Here is a 23,980-nt window from a genome sequence, read left to right on the forward strand (position 1 = left end):
GAACCGCCCCGTTCCCGGCAGTTTTAAGGAAAGTCCCCCAGGCGTGGCCCTGTTACCCAATCGCGACAGCGCAAAGGCGGCCGACCGCAAGGCCAAAACCCAGGCCGCACAGGACGAAGCGCTGCTGCGCGAGGTGGACGATGCCGTCCGCACCGACCAGTACCGCCATGTCTGGACCCGCTACGGCATCTACATAATCGGTGTGGTGGTGCTGGGGCTGATCGCATTCGCTGCCGTGCTGTTCTTCAGCGGCCAGAGCGAAGGCAATCGCGAATCCGAATCCGAAACGCTGGTGACCGCGCTCGACCAAGTCGAGGCGGGCAATCTGGATCAGGCCGACGAGGCGCTGGCTCCGCTGGCCGAAGATGGCCGGGGCGGGGGCAAGACGCAGGCGCAGATGCTGCGCGCGGGCATCGCGCTGGAGCAGGGCCGGGCGAAGGAAGCCGCGGAACTGTTCAGCCAGGTCGCCGCCGACGACGACGTGCCCCAGTCGATCCGCGATCTCGCGGAACTGCGCGCGGTCGTTGCCGGCTATGACTCGATGAAGCCTGCCGAGGTGATCCGCCGCCTGACCCCGCTCGCCCAGCCGGACCAGCCGTACTACGGCAGCGCGGGCGAGATCCTGGCGATGGCCTATCTCGAAGGCGGCGATAAGGAACGCGCCGGCAAGCTGTTCGGCGAGATTGCCATGGATGACGACGTGCCCGACACGATCCGCGGCCGCGCGCGCCAGATGGCCAGCGTGCTGGGTGTGGATGCGGTCGGCGATGTCGACGAACTGATCAAAAGTCTGCGCGGGCCCGCCGGCGCGGGCGGTGCGCCGCCGACAGGCGCACAGCCGGAATAAACGGCGCACACACCTAACACTTGGCCCCCGAGGCGGGGCGACATTTCGGAGGATGACCTTGCGATCCATTGGTGCCACCCCGCTTCTTCTCGCGGCGCTGTTCGTCACCGGCTGTTCGGGCGGTCTGTTCGGCGGCGGAGACAAGAAGGTTACCCCGACCGTGGGCAATCGCGAGCCGGTTCTCTCCCGCATTGAAAGCGGTGCCAAGGTCGACCCCAGCATCTCCGGCGTTTCGGTGGTGCTGCCTCCCGCACGCGTCAACGAAACCTGGGCGATGGCCAGCGGTACGCCGAGCAAGAGCTATGGCAACCTCGCGCTTGGTGCCAGCCCGACCCGCGCGTGGAGCGCGCAGATTCCGGGATCGAGCAACAAGCGCCGTCTGGGCGCCGCCCCGATCGTTGCGGGCGGTACGCTCTACGTCACCGATACTGCGGGCACTGTGCACGCGTTCGATGCGGATACTGGTGGGCGCAAGTGGGAATATCGGCCGGAGATCGACTCGGATCTGCGCGGCACGGCCTTCGGAGGCGGCATCGCGGTCGCGGGCAATCGCCTGTTCGCGACCAGCGGCACCGGCCAGGTGGTCGCGCTGAACACCGCTGACGGCAGCGTAATCTGGAGCGCCAGCCCCGCCGGGCCGCTGCGCGATTCGCCCACGCTCGCCTTCAACCTTGTGCTGGTGATGACGCAGGACAACCGGATCATCGCGCTCAGCCAGGATGATGGCTCGGTCGAATGGGAAAACTCCGGCTCGACCGCGCAGGCTGGCGTGTTCGGCGTGGCATCGCCCGCCGCCGGGCAGGGCACCATCGTTGCGGGTTACAGCTCGGGCGAACTGGTCGCCTATCGTTACGAGAACGGGCGCGAGCTGTGGGCCGATGCGCTGGCGCGCACCTCGATTTCGACCGAGGTCGGCAGCCTGACCGATATCGATGCCGATCCGATCATCGATGGCGGGCGCGTCTATGCGCTGGGCCAGGGTGGCCGCATGGCCGCCTACGAGTTGGTCACCGGCCAGCGCGTGTGGGAACTCAACCTCGCCGGGATTTCGACCCCGGCGCTGGCGGGTGAGTGGCTGTTCACGCTGACCAGCGATGCGCGCCTGCTGGCGATTGCCCGGGGCAGCGGCAAGATCCGCTGGATCACCCAGCTCGCCCGCTATCGCAATGAGGAAGACCGCAAGGGCCCGATCTTCTGGACCGGTCCGGTGCTCGCCAACAACATGCTCTACGTCGGCAATTCGAACGGTGAGCTGTGGCAGGTGAGCGTGGGCGAAGGCGCGGCCAACCTGATGACCGAGCTCAAGGCCGGCGTCACCCTGCCGCCGATCGTCGCCAACAACACGCTCTACGTACTCGACGACAGCGGCACCATCACCGCGTTCCGCTAACGGCAGTGACGCGGCGGCCTGAGAGCCGCCGCGTTACCGAGCATTTAACCCTTTTGGGCCTAAAGCGGCGTCATGCGCGAAGACGCCTCCAGCTCACAACCGCCCCGCAGCGATGTCTCCGCTGGCGTAGGTCTTGTCGGCCTCGCCGGGCTTCTCGGCTGGATCGCGTTCTGCCGCGCCTTCCCTGAAATCTCGATCGCGCTCGACCTGCCCGGGCCCCACGCGCGGCTGGCGGGTCCTTATGCGGCGCTGTGCGGCCTGCTCGCCAGTGGTGTGCCGATGGTGCTGTGGTCGATCCTGGTCGACAAGGTCCATCGACGCGCTTCGACCGGGCTTGTGCTGGGCAAACAGGGCCCGGGACACAGTACGCGGGCAATCTCCTTCACCAAGCTGACCGGGTTGTGGGCGACCTGGGCGGTGATTGCCGTGCTCTACGGGCTCTGCCGCTGGTACTGGGATGGCAATTATCTGTTCGCGATGGAGGTGCTGGCCTACGCCGCGGTTCCCGCGCTGATCCTCTCGGTGCCCTATATCTTCTGGATCGACCGGCGGATGGAAGACCCGCGCGACGGCACCTGGCATTTCGGGGCCTTCCTGCTCGCGCGCGAGCAGTGGGACCGCGAAAAGGTCATCGGCCACTGGCGCGCGTGGATCATCAAGGGCTTCTTCGGCGCGTTCATGATCTCGATCCTGCCCGGCGGTTTCGCCGAGGTGGTCAACGCCGATCCTGCCGCGCTGGCGACCCGGCCCGGTGCGCTGGCGCTGGCGGTCATCTCGCTGCTGTTCGTGATCGACGTGCAGATCGGGACGGTCGGTTATGTGATGACGATGCGCCCGCTTGATACCCATATCCGCAGCGGCAACCCGTTTCTTGCGGGCTGGATCGCCGCGTTGTTGTGCTACCCCCCGTTCGTGTACGGGATCACGGGCGCGGGCGGCCTGCTATCATACGAAAACAACGCTCCCGGCTGGCAGCACTGGCTGGCGGGCGAGCCGTGGCTGATGGCGTTGTGGGGCGGCTGGCTGGTGGTGCTGACCGGGATGTATGCCTGGGCGACGGTGGTCTTCGGCCTGCGGTTCTCCAACCTGACCTATCGCGGCGTGATCACCCACGGGCCTTACCGCTTCACCCGCCACCCGGCCTATCTCTCGAAGAACCTGTTCTGGTGGAGTGCGGCGCTGCCGTTCCTCGTCACCAACGGAGGCCTGCTGGAGGCGGTGCGCAATGTCGTCGGCCTCGCGCTCGTCTCGGGAATCTACTACTGGCGCGCGCGGACTGAAGAGGCGCACCTGCTGTGCGAGGATGCCAAGTATCGCGAATATCACGCGTGGATGAGCCGCAACGGGCCGCTTACCGTTGCCATCGGGGCGCTGGGCCATGCGATCTCGCGCGGCCGCAGCCAGCAGCCGCTCCACCCCGCGGAATGAACGCCGCAGGCTAGAAGCTGTACTTGTAGATCCGGGTTATATCGCCGCCCCATTCGCCGTGATAGCGATCGAGCATCCGCTGCGCGGGCGACTTGCCGCTTTCGACGATCTCGTCGAGCGTCTGGAGGAAGCCGGTCTCGTTGTCGCCGCCCGTGTTCAACCGCGCACGCGCGGTGAGGCCCGACCGGGCGATTTCGAGCACGTCCTTGCCCAGATCCTGCAGCGTGCGACCGCCAGGTACGCTCGCGGCGAGGCCTTCCTTCGGCACTGCGTTGCGCAGCGCCTCGCGCTCTTCCATCGACCAGTCCTTGACCAGATCCCACGCCGCATCGAGCGCGCCTTGGTCGTATAGCAGGCCGACCCACAGCGCGGGCAGCGCGCAGATGCGGCTCCACGGGCCGCCATCGGCACCGCGCATTTCGAGGAAGCTCTTGAGCCGGACTTCCGGAAAAGCGGTCGAGAGGTGGTCCCACCAGTCGCTCTCGGTCGGTTTTTCGCCCGGCAGGATCGACAGTTTGCCATCGAGAAAATCGCGGAAGCTGAGACCCGCCGCGTCGAGATATTTCCCGTCGCGGAAGACGAAGTACATCGGCACGTCGAGCATGTAGTCGACATAGCGTTCGTAGCCGAAATCCTCATCGAACACGAAGGGCAGCATTCCGGTGCGATGCGGATCGGTGTCCGACCAGATGTGGCTGCGGTAGCTCAGGTATCCGTTGGGCTTGCCCTCGGTGAACGGCGAATTGGCAAACAGCGCAGTCGCGAGCGGTTGCAGCGCGAGGCCGACGCGGAATTTCTGCGCCATGTCGGCTTCGGAGGAATAGTCCAGATTGACCTGGATGGTGCAGGTCCGCAGCATCATGTCGAGCCCGAGATTGCCGACCGTCGGCATGTGCCGGGCCATGATGTCGTAACGCCCCTTGGGCATCATCGGCAGGTCTTCGCGGGTCTTGTCGGGCCACATGCCAAGGCCGAGGAAACCGACTCCGCAGCGTTCGCCGATTTCCTTCACCTGACTGAGGTGGCGACCCGCCTCGTTGCAGGTCTCGTGCAGGTTTTCGAGCGGCGCGCCCGAGAGTTCGAGCTGGCCTGCCGGTTCGAGGCTGACCGTGCCGTCATCGCCGCTCATCGCGATAACCTTGCCGCCTTCTTCCACCGGCTTCCAGCCGAAATCCTGCAAACTCAGCAGGATATCCCGGATGCCGCCGGGTTCGTCATAGCTTGGCGCGTGAAAGTCGTCGCGCTTGTAGACCAGCTTTTCGTGCTCGGTCCCGATCCGCCAGGCGGATTTGGGCTTCTCACCCGCTTGCATCGGAGCGACCAGCTGGTCGCGGTTTTCGATGACGGGTTCGTCTTCGTTCGATGCGTTGCGTGTGCTCATCGGGTGGCGTTAGAAAACTGGTTCTCGCGAGGGAAGGAAATTATTCTTCGCCTCCTGACACAGGAGACCAGTCGCCCGCCTGCGCCATCCAGATCGAGATTGCGGCAATAGTCGCGGTTTCGCCGCGCAGGATGCGCGGGCCAAGCGTGATCGGGGTTGCTTGCGGCAGGGCGCGGATCGCCGCGCGTTCGGCATCGTCGAAGCCGCCTTCGGGGCCGGTGAGAATCGCGGCAGGGGCACCGTGGCGGGCGAAGGCGCTGGCGGCATCCTCACCACCTTCCTCATCGGCGAAGAACAGCGCGCGCTCTGCAGGCCAGTCGGCCAGAAGCGCGTCGAGCTTCACCGGCCCGGCCACCTGCGGCAGTGCGGTACGCGCACATTGCTCCGCCGCTTCGGTGACGATGGTCGCCGCACGTTCGGGGTTGAGCTTGTCGGCGACGCAGCGGCGGGTGACGACCGGGCGGATCGCGGCGACGCCCAGCTCGGTCGCCTTTTCCAGCACCAGGTCGAAACGGTCTTTCTTCAGCAGCGCGGGGCACAGCCACAGGTCGGGCACCGCCTCGCGCTCGCGCAAGCGCTCGACCACGGTCACATCGACTCGCCGCTTGTCCACCTGCCCGACTCGGGCGGCCCATTCGCCGGTCACGTCGTCGCACAGGATCACCGTGTCGCCTTCGGACACGCGCATGACCTTGCCCAGATAATGCGCGCGATTGCCGTCGAGAGCGGAGCTACGGCCTTCGCCAAGCTCGTCCTCGACGAACAGGCGCGGGGCGCTTTTCGGGGGCCAGGCGGGGGTTGCGGGCATGGCTGGGCAGGTGCCACGCGGCGCGCTAGGGAGCAAGTCCATGAGCACCAGCGACTCCGTAGAAACGATCGTCCCCGACAGCGAGCACAGGGGGCTGATCGAGCGGCTGCCGCAGCTCCCCCGCGATCTTGCCCAGCTGGCCCGGTTCGACCGGCCGATCGGCTGGTGGCTGCTGTTCTGGCCCTGCGTCTTCGGCGTGTGGCTGAGCGGCACCGGCTGGCAGTTCGGCCTCCTGCTGTGGTTTCTCGCCGGTTCGATCGCGATGCGCGGCGCGGGCTGCGTCTATAACGACATCACCGATGCCGAGCTGGACCGGCAGGTTGCGCGCACCGCCAGCCGCCCGATCGCCAGCGGCCGGGTGAGCAAGCGGACCGCGTGGATATGGCTCGCGGCGCTCAGCTTCGTCGGCCTGATCGTGCTGCTGCAAATACCGCTGCAGGCCCAGATCGTCGCCTTGGCGAGCCTGCTGCTGGTCGCGGCCTATCCCTTCATGAAGCGGATCACCTGGTGGCCGCAGGCGTGGCTGGGGCTGACCTTCAACTGGGGGCTGCTGGTCGGCTGGGCGACTCTGGCCGACGCGAACTGGGGCGTGGCGATCGCGGTCTATCTGGCCTGCGTCGCATGGACCGTCGGCTACGACACGATCTACGCCGTGCAGGACAAGGAAGACGACGCGCTGGTCGGCATCCGGTCGAGCGCATTGCGCATGGGGGGCAAGGTGAAGCAGGGCGTGGCGACATGTTACGCACTGGCAGTCGCGCTGTGGGCGCTCGGCTTCTGGCTGTTGCGGGCGGACCCGGTCGCGTGGCTCACGCTGCTGCCGGTTGCATGGCACCTCGGCTGGCAGGTTGTGACGCTGGACGAGAAAGACCCGGGCAACCCGCTGCACCGTTTCCGCGCGAACCGCTGGGCCGGGTTCCTGTTCGCTGCGGCGTGCTTCGTGGTCGGTAACGCAGGGGCCTGAGTTTCGGCAGTTTTGCGGTGAATGATCCCGCTTTTCGCCGGGATGACGCCCGCGCAGCTGTTTACTTTTCGTTCCACGGACCCGAAACTGGACCGCGATGGCCGCGCCGACCCCCGAACCGCCTGCTCTGCCCGCGCTCCACGCCAGCCATGCCGGGCTGTGGCTGGCCGCGCCCGATGGCACCACGCAGGAGATCGGCAAGGGGCAGGCGATAAATGCCTGCGCCGATACGCCGGTGCTGCTGCTCAACGCGCCGCTGGTCGCCGCGAGGCTGGGCTATCCCGATCTCTCCGGCCTCGACCTGCTGGAGCTGTACGCCTTCCTCCACCCCGCGCGGTTCTGCGTGCCGACGCCCAAGGGACTGGCTGCGACGCTGGGTATCGACCCGCCTGAGGACGAGGGCGCGACGCCTGCCTTCCTCCAGCGCGCGCTCGGCGCGATGCTGGCGGTGTGCGGGCGGGATGACTGGGCGGAGCGGCACGGCGGATGGAGCACGCTGCAATCGCTCGCCCGTGCGCGCTGGCCTTGGGCGCAGGTGCTCGGCCCCTTCGTGGAGCGACCCGAACGGGCCGAGCGCTGGCTGTTCGCGACCTTGCCCGAATGGGAAGATGCGCCCGAGCGTCCGCAGCCTGCGCAGGTTTCGATCGGCGAGGAAGAGGTGCAGGCCCAGCTTGCCCGGCTGACCGGCGAAGGCGCGGAGAAGCGCGAGGGCCAGCGCGCCTACTCAGGCGATGTCGCCCGCATTTTCGCTCCGCGAGAGGGGCGGGGCAAGCCGCATCTGCTGCTGGCACAGGCGGGCACCGGGATCGGCAAGACGCTGGGCTACCTCTCGCCTGCAAGCGTGTGGGCAGAGCGGTCGCAGGGCACGCTCTGGGTCAGCACCTACACCAAGAACCTCCAGCGCCAGCTGCGCCGTGAAAGCCGCCGTGCCTGGCCCGAAAAGCGCGCCGATGGCAGCGCGCCGGTGGTGGTGCGCAAGGGGCGCGAGAATTACCTGTGCCTGCTCAACCTCGAAGATGCGATGCAGGGCGGGTTTGCCGGGCGCGGCGCGGTGCTGGCGCAGCTGGTCGCACGCTGGGCGCAGTATTCGCGCGATGGCGACATGATCGGCGGCGACCTGCCCGGCTGGCTGGGCACGCTGTTCCCCCGGCGCGGGATCACCGCGCTGACCGACCAGCGCGGCGAGTGCGTCTATGCCGGGTGCCCACATTACCGGAAGTGCTTCATCGAACGCGCCGCGCGGACCAGCGCGCAGGCGGATCTCGTGATCGCCAACCACGCGCTGGTGATGATCAATGCCGCGCGCGGGCGCCATCATGGCCAGCCGCCCACGCGGCTGATCTTCGACGAAGGCCATCACGTGTTCGATGCCGCCGACAGCACCTTCGCCGCCGCGCTGAGCGGGCAGGAAGCGATCGAGCTGCGCCGGTGGATCATCGGCCCGGAACGCAACACGCGCGGGCGCAGACGCGGGCTTGCCGCGCGGCTGGCCGACATCGCATCCTACGACGATGCTGGCGGCGAGGCGGTGGAAGCCGCGATCGAGGCGGCGCAGGCGCTGCCCGCCGACGGCTGGCTGGGGCGGATCGGCGAGGGGGCACCCTCCGGCCCGCTGGAAGAACTGCTCGCGCAGGTCCGCGCAACCGTGTTCGCCCGCGACGAGAGCGGCGGCTCCGAAGCGGGCTACGGGATCGAGACCGAGATCGCCGACCCTCCCGGTCCGCTGGTGGATGCCGCGCAAGAGGCGCAGGGCGCGCTGGCCGATATCCGCAAACCGCTGCTCAAACTCGGCCAGCGGCTGGAGGCGGTGCTGGAAGACGCGCCCGACTGGCTCGACGGGCAGGGGCGGGCACGAATCGAGGGCGCGCGGCACTCGCTCGCCTGGCGGGTCGATCTGATCGCCGCGTGGGAGGCCTTGCTCGGCAGGATAGGGGGGCCGACCGATCCCGATTTTGTCGACTGGCTGGCGGTCGACCGGTTCGAGTCGCGCGAATACGACATCGGACTGCACCGCCGCTGGCTCGACCCGATGAAGCCCTTCGCCAAGATCGTGCTCGAGCCTGCGCATGGCGTGATGCTGACCAGCGCGACCCTGGCCGACCGCGGCCCAGAGGGTGAGCCTGACTGGGCCCGCGCGATCGCCTCGAGCGGGGCGGAGCATATCGGCCTGACCCCGCAGCTGGCCAGCCAGCCAAGCCCGTTCGATTACGCGAGCAAGGCAGAGGTGCTGATCGTCACCGACATCAAGCGCGGCGATATTGCTGGGCTTGCGGGAGCCTATGCCCGCCTGATCGAGGCGGCGGGCGGCGGAACCCTGGGCCTGTTCACGGCGATCAAGCGGTTGCGCGCGGTCCATGCGCGGATTGCGGACCGGCTCGCGCGCGGCAACCTGCCGCTCTACGCACAGCACGTCGACCCGATCGACACCGGCACGCTGACCGATATTTTCGGCGACGATCCGCGCGCCAGCCTGCTCGGCACCGATGCCCTGCGCGACGGGATCGACGTGCCGGGCGACAGCTTGCGCAGCGTGGTGCTGGAGGCGGTGCCCTGGCCGCGCCCGACCATTCTGCACCGCGCGCGCCGCGCCGCCTTTGCGGACGAGGCCGGCGGCGGCAGTGCCTATGACGACCGGATCATCCGCGCGCGGCTGGCGCAGGCCTTCGGTCGGCTGATTCGCTCGCGTGAAGACAGCGGCCACTTCGTGGTGCTCTCCCCTGCGTTCCCCAGCCGTCTGCTCAGCGCCTTCCCCACCGGCACGCCGATTCACCGCGTCACGCTGGACGAAGCCGTATCGCGCCTTGCAGCGGGGCCACCGGCAAGGCAGGGAGGAACCCTGCCCGCGCGTGAAGACACGACGACGGGCTGAGGATGCAGCGCTCATGAGGCGGATCACGTGAAATATCTCGGCCTGTTCCGGCACGCGAAGTCCGACTGGGACGACAGCAGCACGCGCGATTTCGACCGCAGCGTGAACGAGCGCGGGCGCGAAGGCGCGCGAATCATGGGCCGCCATATCCGGCGGCAGGAGCCCGCGTGGGATATGATTCTCGCCAGCCCTGCCGAACGGGTGCGCCTGACGCTGGAAGAGGCCGCGATCGGTGTAAAGCTGACCTTCGACCAGCGGCTCTATCTCGCCGGGCCGGAGACTCACCTCGAAGTGATCAAGCACAAGGCGGGCGATGCCGACGCGGTGCTGATCGCGGCGCATAATCCCGGTTTGCAGGATCTGGTGCTGGCGCTGGTCTCGCAAGAGAACGAGACGCCCGATTTCCGCGAGGCAATGGTCAAGTTCCCGACCGCGTCCTTCGCCGTGCTCGAACTGCCGATCGACGACTGGAGCGAGCTGGGCGCGCAGAACGCCAAGCTGGTCCATTTCAAGCGACCGCGCGATCTCGACCCGTCGCTGGGACCGCTCGACTAACGACATCGCGGCCGGTTGATCGTCGTGACGGGCGATTTATCAACGGGTCTCATGACCTCTCAAGCTCTCATCCGCAGGCCGCGATGGGCCGCCGCAGTGATGCTCGCCGCGCTGGTCGCGCCATGCGGCCTGAACGCCCAACCGGCCCACATCTCTGAATCGCAGCCGTGGCTGGAAGCCGCGCCGCTCAAGCGCATTGTCGATTCATCGGGAAAGACAGAGCCTGCGGCCAGAGGCGTGTGGAAATCGCGCGGCTATGGCTGGATTCTCGCGATCGATGAGACCGGCGTCACGCGGTATCAGGATGGCGTCCAGTGCTACACCCCGCCCGGCGAGAACGGCGGTCAGAGTACGATGGACTCGATCGAATATCGCTTCTTCCGGATGCTGCCCGGAAATCGCGCCGCGATCTTTCAGCTGCTGGAGGGCGATACCAATGTCGTGTTCGACCGGCTCGATCGCCTGCCGGCACGGTGCACCGATGCGCCCGATACATCGCCGCAGGCCGTCGCCGACGAGTTTCTGAACGCCTTCGCGCAACACTACGCCTTCTTCGATCGTCGTCCGCCCGGCCATGAACAGCGCGCGGCGCGGCTGCGCGGTCTGATCTCCGACGACACTAGCGAGGCCGAGCTGTGGGATGCTCTGGCGGCCTATATGGAGGGGCTCTCCGACAGCCATACCAAGCTGATCGGTACGATCGATGGCGAGCGGCGGCGGGTGCAGGACGGGCAGGGCTCGACTCTGCCGATGATCCGCGCGAGCCAGGGCGGCGAGGGCGCATGGCTGGGCGGACTGATCGATCAGGCCAAGGCAAAGCTCGGCGACAGCGCGCATCATGAGGGGCAGGACCGTATCCTATGGGGCGTGATCGACGGCCCGGACGGAGCGCGGATCGGCTATCTACAGGTGTTCGTCATGGGCGGATTTACCCCCGGCGAGGATTTCTCCAGCGATACATGGGCTGTGGCGGAAATGGCCGAGCTGAATCGCATTCTGGACGAGGCGCTGGGCGCGTTTCAGGATACCGACGCGGTCATCGTCGACCTGTCGAACAATCGCGGCGGGTGGGATCGTGTGGCGAAGGCTCTCCCGAGCCGTTTCACCGACGCCGCGTTCACCGGCTTTACGACGCAGGCTCGCGGTTCGGGCCTTGTGCCGTTTCCCAACCGCATCGCGCCCGCCGATGGCCTGCGCTTCACCGGGCCGGTCTATCTGATGACGAGCGATGTGACGGTCAGCGGCGGCGAGCTCGCCACGCTTGCCTTCCGCCAGCTGCCCAATGTCACCCAGGTGGGCGGGACGACGCGCGGTGCGTTCTCCACCCCGCTGGCCAAGCCGCTGCCCAATGGCTGGCTGCTGGAGCTGTCGAACGAGACCTTTGCGGATGAGGCCGGGAATGTGTTCGAAGAAAGAGGGATCGCGCCGGACGTTGCGCTCGAAATCTATCCGGCGGACGACCCGGTTTCAGGTCACTGGCGCGCGGTCGAAGAGGTCGCGGCGATGGCGCGGCGGCGCATCCCTGCGGACTAGCCCAGTACCGTCCTCGGCCCGGGGCCTTCTTCCGCAAGCCTGTCTTGCGGATTGTACAGCGCGCAGCGCTTAAGGCTCAGACACCCGCAGCCGATGCAGCCGTCAAGGTTTTGCCGTGCGCGCTCAAGCTCTGCGATTCGCGCGTCGAGCTGGTCGCGGATCGCACGGCTGATCGCGCCCCAGTCGCGCGCATTGGGCGTGCGCCCTTGGGGCAGGCGGGCGAGCTGCGCCTCGATCTCACCCAGCGAGAGGCCCAGCCGCTGCGCGATCAGGATGAAGCTGAGCCGGCGAATATCGGACCGCAGGAAGCGCCGCTGGTTGCCGCCGGTGCGGTGCGGTTCGATCAGTCCCTTGCTCTCGTAATAGCGGATGGCCGACACGCTGAGCCCGGTGCGACGGGCCAGTTCGCCGATGGGCAGGAGATCGTTCGCTTTCATCGATCACGACGATAGGCATATTGATGCTTGACCTCAAGTGAGGTTGAGGTTGCATTGATGCGTACATCGCAGTCGCGGGGCGATCCGGCCTCGCTCAATCAAGGAGAACAGCGATGCCCAAGGGCTATCTCGAACACGCCAATATTTCCGTCACGGATCTGGAGCGCAGCACCGCGCTGCTGGTCGATCTGCTCGGCTGGCACAAACGGTGGGAGGGGCCATCGCTCAACAATGGCCACACGATCCATGTCGGGGGCGAGGTCGATTATGTGGCGCTTTACACCGGTGAGCACGTGACCGGCAATTTCGCCAAGGGCCATCCGCTCAACCACATCGCCTTCGTGGTCGACGATCTCGACGCGGCGGAGGAAGTGGTGAAGCGCCACGGGCTCGAACCCTTCAACCATGCCGACTACGAACCCGGCCGCCGGTTCTATTTCTTCGGCTGGGACGGGATCGAGTTCGAAGTGGTCAATTACGACTGATGCGAAGGGCCGGGGCGGCGGCGCTCCGGCCATTCGCGCTTGCAACATGGGGGAGCCTGCGCAACAGGCTGCTGCCATGAGCATGCAAGATCTGATCGAAGCCGCCCGCGTGTCCAAGGCCTGGCCGTTCCAGGAGGCGCAGCGTCTGCTCAAACGCTATCCCGATGGAACGAAGCCCGGCGGCGAGCCGGTGCTGTTCGAAACCGGCTACGGCCCTTCGGGCCTGCCGCACATCGGCACGTTTCAGGAAGTGCTGCGGACCACGCTGGTCCGCCGCGCGTTCGAGGCGCTGATCGGCGCGAAGCCGGAAGATGGCAAAACGCGGCTGGTCGCGTTCAGCGACGACATGGATGGCCTGCGCAAGGTGCCCGACAATGTGCCCAACGCGCAGTTGCTGCAGGACAATCTGCACAAGCCGCTGAGCCGCATTCCCAACCCGTTCGGCACCGACCACGACAGCTTCGCTGCGCACAATAATGCGAAGCTGCGCGAATTCCTCGACCGGTTCGGGTTCGATTACGAATTCATCGCCAGCCACACCCAGTACGATACCGGTGTGTTCGACGAAGCGCTCAAGAAGGTGCTCGCGCACAACCAGGCGATCCTCGACATCATGCTGCCGACCCTGCGGGCGGAGCGTGCGGCGACCTATTCGCCGATCATGCCGATCAGCCCGGTGACGGGCCGTGTGTTGCAGGTTCCGGTCGAGGTGATCGATGCCGATGCAGGCACGATCCGCTTCACGGATGAAGACGGCACGGTCGTCGAACAGTCCGCGCTGGGCGGGCAGGCCAAGCTGCAATGGAAGGTCGATTTCGCCATGCGCTGGGTGGCGCTGGGCGTCGACTATGAAATGTACGGCAAGGATCTGACCGATACCGGCATCCAGTCGGGCAAGATCGCCAAGGTGCTGGGCGGCCGCAAGCCCGAAGGCCTGATCTACGAGCTGTTCCTCGACGAGAAGGGCGAGAAGATTTCCAAGTCGAAGGGCAATGGCCTGACGATCGAGGAATGGCTGACCTATGGCAGCGAGGAATCGCTCGGCTTCTACATCTTCCCCAATCCCAAGAGCGCCAAGCAGTTGCATGTCGGCGTGATCCCGCGTGCGGTCGACGACTACTGGCAGTTCCGCGAGCGGCTGCCCGAGCAGGCACTCGACAAGCAGCTGGGCAATCCCGCGTGGCACCTGCTGCGCGCCAATGGCGGGTATGAGGCGGAGGAAGCACCGGGTGCGGGCGACAGCCTGCCGGTGACCTATGGCCTGCTGCTCAATCTGGTCGGCGTGATGGGCGCGACCGCGACGCGCGAGCAGGTGTGGTCCTACCTCGGCAACTACATCGAGGATCCCGATCCGGCGAAGCACCCTGAGTTGGACGGGCTGGTGACCACCGCGCTCGCCTATAACCGCGACTTTGTCGCCCCGACGCTCAACCGCCGGGCGCCTACGCCCAACGAAGCCTCCGCACTGGCCGCGCTCGACGGCGAATTGTCTCAGGTGTCCGCGGATACGAGCGCGGAAGACCTGCAGACGATCGTTTACGAAACCGGCAAGCGCGAGGAGTTCGGGTTCGACAATCTGCGCGACTGGTTCAAGGCGCTCTACGAGACCCTGCTCGGGTCCGAACAGGGTCCGCGCATGGGCAGCTTTATCGCGCTCTACGGGGTCGAGAATACCCGCAAGCTGATCGCAGAGGCGCTGGCTGCGGCCAACACCGCAGGCTAGCCCGCCTCAGCCCCACTTGCGGGTGCGATACCAGCGCGTGATGACGTATTTCGCGCTCGACGCGACAGGCGTGCCGGCATGCAGCGTATCCTCGTTCGGCGTGCCGTCGGGGTTGGCGTTGTTCCAGACCAGCAGGACGCCGGCCTTGGGTTCGATCTGGATACCGCAATTGGGAAAGGCGGTCGCGCCGCTGCCCTTCAGCGTGTTGAGGAACATCATCGCGGTCCAGCTGCGCTGGCCGCCATTCTTGCTCTCCTGCTTCCAGTAATCCTCGCCCGGATAGAAATAGTCGTGGTGGTCCTTGAACTGCTGGCCCGGCAGATAGCGCTGGCCCTGCATCGTCTCGCCGAACTTGCCGGGCAGGCCCAGACAATCGTCGATCCGGCGGCTGACCATCTTCACCATCGGGTCGTCGCGGTCGAAATTGCCCGAGTACGATGTGCGATACCCGTCCTTGTAAGTGCCTTCGTAGAGCGAGCTGGGCCGGGCGACCTGATCGATCATTCCGGCCAGCTTGCGACATTCGTTGCTCGTCAGGAATTCGCCCACGGCGTAGATTTCCGCTTTGTCCGTCGGAACGCGGTAGGCCTTGGGATCGGCGTCGAGCCGCTTGCGGACGGTTTCGCCGACTTTGGCGAGGGCATCCTGATCGGGCACTTTGGCGGGCTTTGTGGTCGAGTCTGTCATGCAAGTTTTCTAGCAAGTGCACCGCGTGCCCGCTAGACAGCGGGAACACATGTGAGGGGAAGCAAGCATGAGCACAGCTAACCAGAAGCGCTACAGCATCGGCGCGATGATCTTTCACTGGCTGATCGCCATTCTGGTGATCGTGAACTGGCGGATCGCGGAAAGCGCGGAGAATCTCTCGGACGCAGAGAAGGGCGCTGTTTTCGCCAATCACAAGGCGCTGGGAATGCTGATCCTCGCGCTTACGCTGGGCCGTATCGCCTGGCGCCTGACGCACCCGCTGCCGAGCCTGCCGAACAACTACGCACCGTGGGAGCGGATGCTCGCGCGGACGACTCACGTGCTGTTCTACGTCTTGCTGATCGGTCTGCCGCTGGGCGGCTGGCTCGCGACTTCGATGTTCGATCGCCCGATCGATTTCTTCGGCATCTTCACCATCCCGGTACTGCCGGTGGGCGAGAACAAGGATCTGGGCGGCACCATCTTCGATGTTCACAAGACCGCGGGCACGATCATGATCTACCTGATCGGTCTGCACATCCTGGGCGCGCTGAAGCATACCTTCATCGACAAGGATCTGGGCATCTTCCGGATGCTGCCTTTTGGCGGAAAAGCGCGCCAGTAAGCGAAACGCCCCGCCGATCGCACTGATCGACGGGGCGTCCGTTTTTGGGAGAGCGAACGCTTACCAGAAGAAGTCGTGAATCACGTCGACCACTTCGCCGGTATAGGTGTTCACCAGCAGCACATCGTCGTAATAGCGGACCCAGCGATAGGGGCCGTAGGTCTGCGGCAGGCGATAGCTCCAAGGATCGTTGATCTGGTAGCGGCTGCCGAAGAACAGGCTGCCTAGCGAGAAGCCGATCCCGATCCGGCGATAGCTGTAGTTGCGATAGGGCGCGTAATAGCGGCCCAGGTTGTAGTGCCGCCGGTTCTGCGCACGATAGCGGTGCCAGTTGTAGCGGTTGTCGTTCCGCCAGCTGCGGTTCCACCGGCGATAGTCGCGGCGCGCCTCGCGGCGGACATCACGCCGATAGTCACGGCGCGCATCCTGCCGATAGTCCCGCCGTGCTTCCCGACGGGCATCGCGGCGGTAATCGCGCCGCGCATCCTGACGATAATCGCGGCGTGCGTCACGGCGCGCATCGCGACGATCTTCCCGCCGGTCCTGCCGTACGTCCCGACGCGCCTCGCGGCGCTGCTCGCGGGCGTAGTTCTCGCGCGACTGCATCCGGGCGTCCCACGCCCGCTGCTCGGCCGCAGAACGCTGGCGCGTCTGCTGTCTGTCCTGCCGTGCTTCGCGGCGCTGTTGCTGACGCGCCTCGCGACGCTGCTCGCGGATCTGCGAACGATCGCCCCTGTTGCCGCGTGCCTCGCGACGCTCGGCGCGACGCTCTTCGCGCGAGGGCTGCCCGGCAAACTGGGTGTCGGCCTGAAGATAGGTCGAAACCCGGTTGGCCGGTGCCGGAGCGACGGCGGCGTTGGCCGGCAGGCCGGTCGCGGCGAGCGCGAGGCCGAGCGCAGTCAGCCCGCCATATCGAAAAAGATCTGTTGGATTATACATGGTGCTAGCGGTTCCCTTCATGGCGATGGACCATTCGCGCCGCACCCACCAGGCGGCCCCTTTGTCCGTATGTATTACATGCCTGATACGGCCTGACACGTTTCTGAACCGGAGTTAGGGTTCCTTGTTCATATTTCCAGTCGCAATGATGAATGACGCTATTTTCACGGGACATTGACATGCGCCGCTGCGCCATGTGTTGATCGCGGCAATGTTCGACAGTCTCGACAAGGTCCGCGGCGATGCGCAGGCGCGGCTGGAGCGTGCGGCACGCGATCGCCGCTCGCCGATGCACACGCCGGTGATCGCAACCGGGGATGCCGATGCCCGGGTGATGGTGCTGCGCGCCTTCGATCCGTGGACGCTGCGCTTCCACACCGATGCCCGCGCGCCCAAGGTCGGCGTGATCGAGGCCGATCCGCGAATCGGCGTGCTGTTCTACGACAAGGCGGAGAAAGTGCAGATCCGCGTGCAGGGGCAGGCGCGGATCGAGCGTGACAGTGCGGTCGCGCAGGCGGCGTGGGAGGCGGGCAACAACTTCGCGCGCCGCTGTTACCTCGGCGATGGGCCGGGAACGGTCGCGCAAACCGCATCCTCCGGCCTGCCGCCGCAGTTCGAAGGCCCCGAGCCGAGCGACGAGGACCTGATCCCCGCGCGCGAGCACTTCGCGGTGTTGCTGGTCGAGCTGACCCGGCTCGACTGGTTCCATCTCGCGCATGATGGCCATTGCCGCGCCCAGTTCGATCTGGCGCAAGGCACTGCGCGGTGGGTGACGCCCTAGACCGCGCGCGCTGCTTGCCATAGGGGAGGCAGCATGAAGCGCCCCCACTTGCCTGCCAGAGATCTGTTGCCGGGCATGGGCGAGGAGCTGATCAGCGCGAGCGACTGGAGCCGCCGTGCCGCCACCCTGGTGGGGGCGGTGCTGATCGGCCTGGTCGCGATCGGCTTCGCGATTGCGGGCGACCATGCGTCCGAGCTGTTCAACCGCACCACCGCCGCACATCCATGGGTCTATCTCGTTTCCGCACCGCTGGTGTTCGTCGCGATCGTCGCGATCACCAACCGGGTTGCCCCCGATGCACGCGGATCGGGCATTCCGCAGGTGATTGCCGCCAGCCGCATGCCGGGCAGTGCGGCGATGGCCGGGCTGGTCGCGATCCGCACCGCGCTGTTCAAGGCGGTGCTGACCGTCGCCGCGCTGCTGGGCGGGGCATCGGTCGGGCGTGAAGGCCCCACCGTGCAGCTGGGTGCGGCGATCATGGTTCAGGTCCACCGCCTGTTCCGCGTCCAGGCAAGCGCGGGCGTGTACATCGCTGGCGGTGCCGCAGGCGTGGCCGCGGCGTTCAACACGCCGCTCGCAGGGATCGCCTTCGCGATCGAGGAGCTTTCGGTCGCCTACGAACAGCGGGTCGCGGTGCTGGTAATGGGTGCGGTGATGATCGCCGGTCTGACCGCGCAGGGCATCTCCGGCGATTACGTCTATTTCGGCCAGCTGGGCGGCAGTTTGCCGATCGTGACCGTGCTGATCGCCGCGCCGATCGCGGGGCTTTTGGGCGGAGCGGCAGGCGGCCTGTTCTCGCGCGCGGTGCTCGCACTGCGGGGGCCGGGCGGGCGCTTTGCCTCCCGGCTCAAAGCGCGTCCGCTGGCGACCGCGCTGGTTTGCGGCGTGGTGGTCGGCGTGCTCGGCTTTCTGACGGCGGGCGCAACCTCGGGCACCGGGTACGAGCCGACGCGTGATCTGCTGACCGGAGCGGACGCGGAATACTGGTTCGGTCCGGCCAAGTTCCTCGCCGCACTGGCGACCACCGCCAGCGGCATTCCGGGCGGCATCTTCGCTCCATCGCTGGCGGTTGGTGCCGGTTTCGGCGAGCTGCTGACCCCGCTTTTCCCGCCCGAACAGGCTGGGCTGATCGTGCTGATCGGGATGGGCGGGTACTTCACCGGCGTGGTTCGCGCGCCGCTGACCTCGGTCATCATTCTGAGCGAGGCGACCAGCTCCAGCCACGCGATCCTGCCGCTGTTCGCGACCGCGCTGATCGGTGACTGGGCCGGCTCGATGGTGTGCAAGGAACGGCTCTACCACGCGCTTTCGCGGGACTTCCTGCCGGGCAAGGGCGACAGCGAGGGCGACGACGCGCCAGCCGCGACCGACGCCAAGCCGACCAAGGGCAGCTGAGGCCCCGCTAGACATCGTCCCCCGGGGTGATGTGCGAGACGATCGAGCGGATCGTCATGAACACGATCGTCACACTGGCCGAGGCGAGCGCCACCATCCCCACGGTCAGCGCGAACAGCGCGGTGTAGAGGTAGTTGTACCAGCCCTTCGGCAGGTTCTCGAACTCGCCGATCGGCAGGGTGAAGGCCAGCAGCACGAGGAAGCTGATCATCAGCGTCACCGTCGAGAGCACTGCGATCCGGGTGACCTGCTTGTAGGTATCGCGGTCGAAGTCGGTCTCTATCCGGCGGATCATGCCGATCAGCGTCAGCATCAGCGCGAGCGTGGTGGCAGAGGCGGTCGCGATTGCCGAGCCGAGGTAGAGCCCCGCGCGGCTGAGCGCCTCCAGCAGGTCGCGCGCTTCGGCCGCGCCATAGACGGTGCCGATCGCCTGACGCGCGCCGAGGCCGATGAGGCAGAAGACGAGGAAGCTGAGGAGGGGCCATAGAAGCGTGTGTTTGTATGCCATGCCCCCGCAGCGGTTGAGCGCAGGCAAAGCTCCGAAACCGACAATTGTGGGTCTGCCCCCCGCCAGCCTGACACACCTGACACACAGTCCAGGGGTAAGAAAAACTCCCCTGTGCATGCCCCGCCTTCCAGACAGGGGCAGGGCATCGTCGCGGCAAGAGCATGGCGCCGACCTAGCGCGCGCGGGGCGAGTAGGAAAACCGCTTCAGCGCCGCTCGAAGCGTTCGAACCCCTCGGCTGGTATATCGCGCTCGTCGATCCGGTCGACCGCAGCGCGCGGCGGGCCATCGTGCATCGCCTCTATCATCCGGGCGAGGGCAGTCTCCTCGCCTTCCAGATGTGCCTCCACCGTGCCGTCGGGAAGGTTGCGGACCCAGCCCGCAAGGCCCAGCGAGCGCGCGGTCTGCACCGTCCAGTCGCGGTAGAACACGCCCTGCACGCGGCCATGCAGGATCAGGTGACGGGCGACCTGCATACTAGCCGCCATCCCTGCCCAGCAGCAGTTGCGCCATGGCTTCGCCCATCCGGCTGGCAGTCTCGTCCACCGGATGCCCGGGGGACAGCAGCGCGAGCGCGGAGGCGACGCGATCGGGCTGGCCGAGCGAGAGGTTGAGGATCACGAAGACGATCGCCGGATCGCCGATCGGAATGATGCCCGCGTCGATCCCCTGCTGGATCAGTGGGCGGGCTGCTTCGTACAAAGGCTTCAGCAGCCGTTCGGAGACAATGTCGCTGCGCGGCGGCGGCTCCACGCTGGCACGCGCGACGAAGCCGCGCAGATCCGGATGGCGGTCGTAATAGCCTGCAGTCATGCCGATCGCGAGCCGCAGCCTCTCGCGCAATGGCGTCTTTGCGTCGTTCGCCATCGCGGTCAGCGCGGCGATATTCGGCGCGAAGGTCTCTGTCAGCAGATCGACGCAGGCGAGCCACAGCCCCCCCTTGTTGCCGAAATGGACCGCGACGAGGTTGGGTGCCGCCCCCGCGCGGCTGGCGATCATCCGCACGCTCGCCGCCTCGAACCCGTTATCGGCGAAGCACCGCGTCGCCGCACGCAGCAGCGCATCGCGCCCCGCGGGGGCATCCGCCGTCCGCCGTCCGCGGCGCGGGGCCGATCCGTCTTGACCTTCGCTCGTCATGCTTCGTATATGTACGGGTGTACATATAATGCCAAGTCAGGTTTTTTGGGCGAAAGGATCATTCTCATGCGTCATGGTATCACCCGCCGCGCTGCGCTTTTCAATCTGTCCGCAGCATCGCTCATCGCATTGCCCGGCTGTGCGTCGATCCAGCCGGACCCGAACTCGCGCGAGGACCAGCTGACCGGCGCGGTCGACGGGACGGTGATCGACGCGTTCTTCTACGCTTTCGGCCCGTATGAATTCGCCCGGTCGATGCAGGCGCTCTCAGGCCAGATCGACGTCGGCGATACGCTGGTATCCGAAGAGGCGCTGGCCGATGCTGCGAAGCGGGCGGGTGATACCAACGTGCTCATCAACCGGCACATCCATGTGCGCGATCTGGCAGACGAGAGGATCCGCTCGGTCACCGCGCCGAACAACGACACGCTCTATACCTCGGCGGTGCTGGAGCTTTCCAAGACTCCGGTGCGCCTGACGCTGCCCGACTCGGGCGACCGCTATCTGTCGGTCGCGTTGATGGACATGTTCACCGACCAGACCATGGTGGGCCATGCGGAGAATGGGGGCAGGGCGGGGACGTACCTTATCGTCGGGCCCGACAGCCCGGTGAAGGACGGCCCCGACGTGATCCGCATGCCGTCGAACGATGTGTGGCTGCTGGCGCGCACCTTCGTGGCCGGGGTGGACGATCTCGATGCAGCGCGCGCGGTCCAGAGCGGGATCGTGGTGGAGCCTGTCGATACGAAGTCGAAGCCGCTGCTCTTCACCACGCTCGCGCCGTCCGAAATGGAACCGCACAGCTTCCTCGCCCTGACCAACGAAGTGCTCGGCCGTTCGCCGAGCCACCCGCAGGTCGCGCGCGCCGCGAAGTTCGCGGACAAGGGCATCGTGCCGGGCGATCTGAGCGTGTGGGACGGCCTATCCCTGCGTTCGCGCGCCGTGGCTGCCCCGTTCGCTGGACATGCTGCGCAAGGGGCTCTCGCGGTCGCAGGACAAGCCGGGCTGGAACGCGCCGCCCCTGATCCTGGGCGATTATGGCAATAACGACCTGGTCCGCGCCGCCATCGCGCTGATCGGCTTCGGCGCGCTCAAGACGCAGGATGCCCGCTATTTCCGGACCGAGACCGATGCCGCGGGCGACGCGCTGAGCGGCACGTCTTCCTACCGGATGGTGATCCCGCCCGCAGGCGTGCCGGTGAAGGCGTTCTGGTCGCTGAGCGTGTACCAGCCCGATGCCGACGGGCGGCTGTTCTTCTTCAAGGTGCCGATCGATCGGCATTCGATCAATTCGGGCTCGTCCGATCTGGTGAAACGCTCCGACGGATCGATCGTCCTCCACCTCTCGCGCGAGCGCCCGGAGGAGAAGGACGTGGTCTGGGTGCCGACACCCGAAGGGCCTTTCGAGGCGATCTTCCGAACCTATCGACCAGAAGAGCCGGTGATCGACGGCAGCTGGAGTGTCCCGCCGCTGGCAAAGCAGGGCTAGCGGCCAGCCGCGCGCGCGGACCCAGTTCCTACCCCCCGGCTGGGTACGCGCGCGCTATCTTGCCCCGGCCTAGTGCACCATCGCGGTGCTTGCCGCGGGTGCGAAGGACATCGGTTTCGCCGTGCCGGCCTGGGTGCGGAAATGGCCGGCTTCTTCGGCCAGGGTCGTCACCTCGGACGCCAGCTGGCGCGATGCTGCCGAGGTTTCCTCGACCATGGCCGCATTCTGCTGCGTGGAGGTGTCCATGTCGGTGACGGCGGAGACGATTTCGGAGATGGCCGAGGCCTGCGCCTGATTGTCCGCCGCCATCGTATCGAGCAGCTGGTTCACATTGCCCACGCTGGTCGAAATCTGTTCCAGTGCCGCATCGACGCGCTGGACGCGGCCCACCGCGTTGCCGACCTCTTCCTGCGTGGTGGTCAGCTGTTCGCGCGCGGAGCCGGCTTCTTCCTCGGCCCGCATGGCGAGCGCGGAGACGAGATCGGCGACCACCGCGAAGCCGCGGCCCGCTTCGCCCGCACGGCCCGCTTCGACGGCGGCGTTCATCGCGAGCACGCGGGTCTGGAAGGCGATCTTGTCGAGCCCTTCGATCACGGTGTCGATCCCCTCGGCGCTTTCCTGCACCCGGCCCATCGCCTGCATCGCCTCTTCGGCGAGCGAGCGGCCTTCGTGCACGACGCCGTTGGCCTCGTTGGCGCTGTGGGCGGTGTCCTTGGCCGCAGCAGCCCCGCGCGAGATCCGGTCGTTCATCTGGGCGAGCGCGGCGGAGGTTTCTTCCAGGCTGGCGGCGTTGGCTTCGGTCCGGCGGGCGAGCGATTCGGAGCTCTGCGCAATTTCGCTGGAGCTCAGGCGGATCGAATCGGTCCCCTTAGTGACGCGTTCGATCAGCCCGCGCAGCGATTTGACCGCTTCGTTATAGTTGGCTTTCAGGCTGGCATAGGCCGGCGGATAGGTTGCGGTCACCTCGGCGGTCAGATCGCCCGCCGCGAGTGCGGAGAGACCTTCGGCCAGCGTATCGGTGACCATCTTCTGTTCGCGGGCGATCGCCGCCGCCGCCGCCCGGTCCTTCTCCAGCACGGCATTCAGGAAGGCGTCGATCGCGCGGGCCATGTCGCCGATCTCGTCCTTCTGTTCGAGGTGCGGCAGCTGGCCGTCGCCCGACTTGGCGAGGTCGTGCACCACGCTCGACAGGTTGGTGATCGGGTGGACGACCTTACGGGTGACGATGAAGATCGAGATCGCGATCGCCGCGACCGCCAAAATGGCGAGTACCAGCGCGATGGTCAGCGCGACGTTTGTTTCGCTCAGCGCCTGCCCGGTGACATCGCTGGCGATGTCGATCTGCATTTTGGTCAGCGCCGCGATGCTCTCGGACACCGGATCGATGGTCTGGTAGAGTTCGTTATCGACGAAGCGCTTCAGCGCGTCAGAATTGCGGGCTTCCAGCAGTGCTTCCAGCCGCACGACAGCCGCGTCGGCAGCCGCCATCCGCACTTCTGCCTGCTTCGCCAGCACTTCCTCTTCGCCGAGAATTTCGGTCGCGCGATAGGATGCCCAAGCCTTCTTGATCGCCGCCTCGCCCTCGCGCACGTTCTTTTCCGCTTCAGCGTAGCCGATATTGCCGTTGAGCGCCTTGTGCGCGTTATCGACGATCAGCACCGCATAGGTGTCAGCGACCGTCTTGAGGTCTTCGAGCGGCTCGACGCGGTCGACCAGGATAGTCGAAAAGGCCGCCTCGTTGTTCTGCGCGGTGTGATAGAAGGCCCCTGCGAGCGCCAACAGGGCGGCGCTCAGGATCGCGAGGCAGGCAAAGAGCTTTAGCTTCAGGGTCATCCGGGAGGATCTTCTCTGCAATGGAACTGGGAAATACCCGTCCATTTTAGATGAGAAGCGCCCTTTTTGGCGGAAGGCCGCCATTTTCTTCGGTGGCAGACCAAGTGGCTGCCCCCCGCATGCGCCTGCAACAGCCTGTTCCCAGAGGGTTAATCGGCCCCTCGCGAC

23 protein-coding genes are annotated in these 23,980 nt (G+C 66.4%); 14 read left to right on the forward strand and 9 right to left on the reverse strand.

All coding sequences use genetic code 11. From position 1 onward, the window contains the following. The first annotated feature begins 43 nt into the window (after positions 1 to 43). From K7H93_RS13795 to K7H93_RS13805, 3 genes are all read left to right on the forward strand, one after another. Entirely contained in the window at positions 44 to 847 is an 804-nt protein-coding gene (locus tag K7H93_RS13795; protein WP_230784093.1) for a tetratricopeptide repeat protein, read from the forward strand. Between the two features lie 52 nt (positions 848 to 899). Continuing rightward, a complete protein-coding gene (locus tag K7H93_RS13800) occupies positions 900 to 2,237 on the forward strand; it encodes an outer membrane protein assembly factor BamB family protein (RefSeq protein ID WP_230784094.1) in 1,338 nt (445 codons plus the stop codon). A gap of 72 nt (positions 2,238 to 2,309) precedes the next feature. Then, positions 2,310 to 3,665, forward strand: a complete 1,356-nt coding sequence (locus tag K7H93_RS13805) for a methyltransferase family protein (protein ID WP_230784095.1) — start codon at positions 2,310 to 2,312, stop codon at positions 3,663 to 3,665. A gap of 10 nt (positions 3,666 to 3,675) precedes the next feature. On the opposite strand, the gene K7H93_RS13810 is transcribed toward K7H93_RS13805, so the two are convergent. After that, positions 3,676 to 5,046, reverse strand: a complete 1,371-nt coding sequence (locus tag K7H93_RS13810) for a glutamate--cysteine ligase (RefSeq protein ID WP_230784096.1) — start codon at positions 5,044 to 5,046, stop codon at positions 3,676 to 3,678. Positions 5,047 to 5,086: 40 nt separating this feature from the next. Next, positions 5,087 to 5,854, reverse strand: coding sequence for a 16S rRNA (uracil(1498)-N(3))-methyltransferase (locus K7H93_RS13815; protein ID WP_230784097.1), 768 nt, complete (start codon positions 5,852 to 5,854; stop codon positions 5,087 to 5,089). 40 nt (positions 5,855 to 5,894) lie between these two features. On the opposite strand from K7H93_RS13815, the gene ubiA reads away from it, so the two are divergent. From ubiA to K7H93_RS13835, 4 genes are all read left to right on the forward strand, one after another. Then, positions 5,895 to 6,818, forward strand: coding sequence for a 4-hydroxybenzoate octaprenyltransferase (gene ubiA / locus K7H93_RS13820; RefSeq protein ID WP_230784098.1), 924 nt, complete (start codon positions 5,895 to 5,897; stop codon positions 6,816 to 6,818). 97 nt (positions 6,819 to 6,915) lie between these two features. Continuing rightward, on the forward strand, positions 6,916 to 9,687 hold the full coding sequence (locus K7H93_RS13825) for an ATP-dependent DNA helicase (protein ID WP_230784099.1): 2,772 nt from the start codon (positions 6,916 to 6,918) through the stop codon (positions 9,685 to 9,687). Positions 9,688 to 9,714: 27 nt separating this feature from the next. Then, a complete protein-coding gene (locus K7H93_RS13830) occupies positions 9,715 to 10,242 on the forward strand; it encodes a SixA phosphatase family protein (RefSeq protein ID WP_230784100.1) in 528 nt (175 codons plus the stop codon). A 51-nt stretch (positions 10,243 to 10,293) separates the two neighbouring features. Then, complete coding sequence (locus K7H93_RS13835) at positions 10,294 to 11,775, forward strand: S41 family peptidase (protein ID WP_230784101.1); 1,482 nt, start codon at positions 10,294 to 10,296, stop codon at positions 11,773 to 11,775. On the opposite strand, the gene soxR is transcribed toward K7H93_RS13835, so the two are convergent. After that, complete coding sequence (soxR, locus tag K7H93_RS13840; RefSeq protein ID WP_230784102.1) at positions 11,772 to 12,212, reverse strand: redox-sensitive transcriptional activator SoxR; 441 nt, start codon at positions 12,210 to 12,212, stop codon at positions 11,772 to 11,774. The genes K7H93_RS13835 and soxR overlap by 4 nt on opposite strands. Before the next feature lie 113 nt (positions 12,213 to 12,325). Here soxR and K7H93_RS13845 point away from each other — a divergent pair, with 113 nt between their 5' ends. Both K7H93_RS13845 and K7H93_RS13850 read left to right on the forward strand, forming a co-directional pair. Continuing rightward, positions 12,326 to 12,697: a VOC family protein gene (locus K7H93_RS13845; RefSeq protein ID WP_230784103.1), complete on the forward strand. Its 372-nt coding sequence runs from the start codon at positions 12,326 to 12,328 to the stop codon at positions 12,695 to 12,697. A gap of 76 nt (positions 12,698 to 12,773) precedes the next feature. After that, positions 12,774 to 14,420, forward strand: coding sequence for a lysine--tRNA ligase (locus K7H93_RS13850; protein ID WP_230784104.1), 1,647 nt, complete (start codon positions 12,774 to 12,776; stop codon positions 14,418 to 14,420). A 6-nt stretch (positions 14,421 to 14,426) separates the two neighbouring features. Here K7H93_RS13850 and K7H93_RS13855 read toward each other — a convergent pair whose 3' ends face one another. Next, on the reverse strand, positions 14,427 to 15,107 hold the full coding sequence (locus K7H93_RS13855; protein ID WP_230784105.1) for a prolyl hydroxylase family protein: 681 nt from the start codon (positions 15,105 to 15,107) through the stop codon (positions 14,427 to 14,429). 67 nt (positions 15,108 to 15,174) lie between these two features. Between K7H93_RS13855 and K7H93_RS13860 the strand changes: the two genes are divergently transcribed. Next, a complete protein-coding gene (locus K7H93_RS13860) occupies positions 15,175 to 15,732 on the forward strand; it encodes a cytochrome b (protein WP_230784106.1) in 558 nt (185 codons plus the stop codon). Positions 15,733 to 15,792: 60 nt separating this feature from the next. On the opposite strand, the gene K7H93_RS13865 is transcribed toward K7H93_RS13860, so the two are convergent. Beyond that, a complete protein-coding gene (locus K7H93_RS13865; protein ID WP_230784107.1) occupies positions 15,793 to 16,671 on the reverse strand; it encodes an RcnB family protein in 879 nt (292 codons plus the stop codon). A 211-nt stretch (positions 16,672 to 16,882) separates the two neighbouring features. Here K7H93_RS13865 and K7H93_RS13870 point away from each other — a divergent pair, with 211 nt between their 5' ends. Together K7H93_RS13870 and K7H93_RS13875 are read left to right on the forward strand one after the other, a co-directional pair. Next, positions 16,883 to 17,452 (forward strand): pyridoxamine 5'-phosphate oxidase family protein, encoded by a 570-nt coding sequence (locus tag K7H93_RS13870; RefSeq protein ID WP_230784108.1) that lies wholly within the window; start codon positions 16,883 to 16,885, stop codon positions 17,450 to 17,452. Between the two features lie 33 nt (positions 17,453 to 17,485). Then, a complete protein-coding gene (locus K7H93_RS13875; protein ID WP_230784109.1) occupies positions 17,486 to 18,847 on the forward strand; it encodes a chloride channel protein in 1,362 nt (453 codons plus the stop codon). A gap of 7 nt (positions 18,848 to 18,854) precedes the next feature. Here the strand turns inward: K7H93_RS13875 and K7H93_RS13880 are convergent, their stop codons facing one another. The 3 genes from K7H93_RS13880 to K7H93_RS13890 form a co-directional block, all read right to left on the reverse strand. Continuing rightward, positions 18,855 to 19,355 carry a hypothetical protein gene (locus K7H93_RS13880; RefSeq protein ID WP_230784110.1) on the reverse strand — a complete coding sequence of 167 codons (501 nt, stop codon included), beginning with the start codon at positions 19,353 to 19,355 and terminating at the stop codon, positions 18,855 to 18,857. A 204-nt stretch (positions 19,356 to 19,559) separates the two neighbouring features. Beyond that, a complete protein-coding gene (locus tag K7H93_RS13885; protein WP_230784111.1) occupies positions 19,560 to 19,841 on the reverse strand; it encodes an acylphosphatase in 282 nt (93 codons plus the stop codon). Beyond that, positions 19,831 to 20,490: a TetR/AcrR family transcriptional regulator gene (locus K7H93_RS13890; RefSeq protein WP_230784112.1), complete on the reverse strand. Its 660-nt coding sequence runs from the start codon at positions 20,488 to 20,490 to the stop codon at positions 19,831 to 19,833. Before K7H93_RS13890 ends, K7H93_RS13885 begins: the two co-directional genes overlap by 11 nt. Positions 20,491 to 20,556: 66 nt before the next feature. Between K7H93_RS13890 and K7H93_RS13895 the strand changes: the two genes are divergently transcribed. Continuing rightward, positions 20,557 to 21,537 carry a DUF1254 domain-containing protein gene (locus K7H93_RS13895; protein WP_230784113.1) on the forward strand — a complete coding sequence of 327 codons (981 nt, stop codon included), beginning with the start codon at positions 20,557 to 20,559 and terminating at the stop codon, positions 21,535 to 21,537. Further along, positions 21,455 to 21,979, forward strand: a complete 525-nt coding sequence (locus K7H93_RS13900) for a DUF1214 domain-containing protein (protein ID WP_230784114.1) — start codon at positions 21,455 to 21,457, stop codon at positions 21,977 to 21,979. The genes K7H93_RS13895 and K7H93_RS13900 overlap by 83 nt, the downstream gene beginning before the upstream one ends. A 69-nt stretch (positions 21,980 to 22,048) precedes the next feature. On the opposite strand, the gene K7H93_RS13905 is transcribed toward K7H93_RS13900, so the two are convergent. Next, positions 22,049 to 23,812: a methyl-accepting chemotaxis protein gene (locus tag K7H93_RS13905; RefSeq protein ID WP_230784115.1), complete on the reverse strand. Its 1,764-nt coding sequence runs from the start codon at positions 23,810 to 23,812 to the stop codon at positions 22,049 to 22,051. Between the last annotated feature and the right edge of the window lie 168 nt (positions 23,813 to 23,980).

The organism is Citromicrobium bathyomarinum, assembly GCF_021021475.1.
GTDB classification, from domain to species: Bacteria; Pseudomonadota; Alphaproteobacteria; order Sphingomonadales; family Sphingomonadaceae; genus Alteriqipengyuania; species Alteriqipengyuania bathyomarina.

What these genes read in the sequence shown, in the direction of transcription:
- K7H93_RS13815 (WP_230784097.1), bottom strand. Translation starts at nt 5,854, where the DNA reads ATGCCCGCAACCCCCGCCTGGCCCCCGAAAAGCGCCCCGCGCCTGTTC.
- K7H93_RS13865 (WP_230784107.1), bottom strand. Translation starts at nt 16,671, where the DNA reads ATGTATAATCCAACAGATCTTTTTCGATATGGCGGGCTGACTGCGCTC.
- K7H93_RS13835 (WP_230784101.1), top strand. Translation starts at nt 10,294, where the DNA reads ATGACCTCTCAAGCTCTCATCCGCAGGCCGCGATGGGCCGCCGCAGTG.
- K7H93_RS13875 (WP_230784109.1), top strand. Translation starts at nt 17,486, where the DNA reads ATGAAGCGCCCCCACTTGCCTGCCAGAGATCTGTTGCCGGGCATGGGC.
- soxR (WP_230784102.1), bottom strand. Translation starts at nt 12,212, where the DNA reads ATGAAAGCGAACGATCTCCTGCCCATCGGCGAACTGGCCCGTCGCACC.
- K7H93_RS13850 (WP_230784104.1), top strand. Translation starts at nt 12,774, where the DNA reads ATGAGCATGCAAGATCTGATCGAAGCCGCCCGCGTGTCCAAGGCCTGG.
- K7H93_RS13805 (WP_230784095.1), top strand. Translation starts at nt 2,310, where the DNA reads ATGCGCGAAGACGCCTCCAGCTCACAACCGCCCCGCAGCGATGTCTCC.
- K7H93_RS13905 (WP_230784115.1), bottom strand. Translation starts at nt 23,812, where the DNA reads ATGACCCTGAAGCTAAAGCTCTTTGCCTGCCTCGCGATCCTGAGCGCC.
- K7H93_RS13855 (WP_230784105.1), bottom strand. Translation starts at nt 15,107, where the DNA reads ATGACAGACTCGACCACAAAGCCCGCCAAAGTGCCCGATCAGGATGCC.
- K7H93_RS13800 (WP_230784094.1), top strand. Translation starts at nt 900, where the DNA reads ATGACCTTGCGATCCATTGGTGCCACCCCGCTTCTTCTCGCGGCGCTG.
- K7H93_RS13890 (WP_230784112.1), bottom strand. Translation starts at nt 20,490, where the DNA reads ATGACGAGCGAAGGTCAAGACGGATCGGCCCCGCGCCGCGGACGGCGG.
- K7H93_RS13860 (WP_230784106.1), top strand. Translation starts at nt 15,175, where the DNA reads ATGAGCACAGCTAACCAGAAGCGCTACAGCATCGGCGCGATGATCTTT.
- ubiA (WP_230784098.1), top strand. Translation starts at nt 5,895, where the DNA reads ATGAGCACCAGCGACTCCGTAGAAACGATCGTCCCCGACAGCGAGCAC.
- K7H93_RS13900 (WP_230784114.1), top strand. Translation starts at nt 21,455, where the DNA reads ATGCTGCGCAAGGGGCTCTCGCGGTCGCAGGACAAGCCGGGCTGGAAC.
- K7H93_RS13895 (WP_230784113.1), top strand. Translation starts at nt 20,557, where the DNA reads ATGCGTCATGGTATCACCCGCCGCGCTGCGCTTTTCAATCTGTCCGCA.
- K7H93_RS13885 (WP_230784111.1), bottom strand. Translation starts at nt 19,841, where the DNA reads ATGGCGGCTAGTATGCAGGTCGCCCGTCACCTGATCCTGCATGGCCGC.
- K7H93_RS13825 (WP_230784099.1), top strand. Translation starts at nt 6,916, where the DNA reads ATGGCCGCGCCGACCCCCGAACCGCCTGCTCTGCCCGCGCTCCACGCC.
- K7H93_RS13845 (WP_230784103.1), top strand. Translation starts at nt 12,326, where the DNA reads ATGCCCAAGGGCTATCTCGAACACGCCAATATTTCCGTCACGGATCTG.
- K7H93_RS13810 (WP_230784096.1), bottom strand. Translation starts at nt 5,046, where the DNA reads ATGAGCACACGCAACGCATCGAACGAAGACGAACCCGTCATCGAAAAC.
- K7H93_RS13880 (WP_230784110.1), bottom strand. Translation starts at nt 19,355, where the DNA reads ATGGCATACAAACACACGCTTCTATGGCCCCTCCTCAGCTTCCTCGTC.
- K7H93_RS13870 (WP_230784108.1), top strand. Translation starts at nt 16,883, where the DNA reads ATGTTCGACAGTCTCGACAAGGTCCGCGGCGATGCGCAGGCGCGGCTG.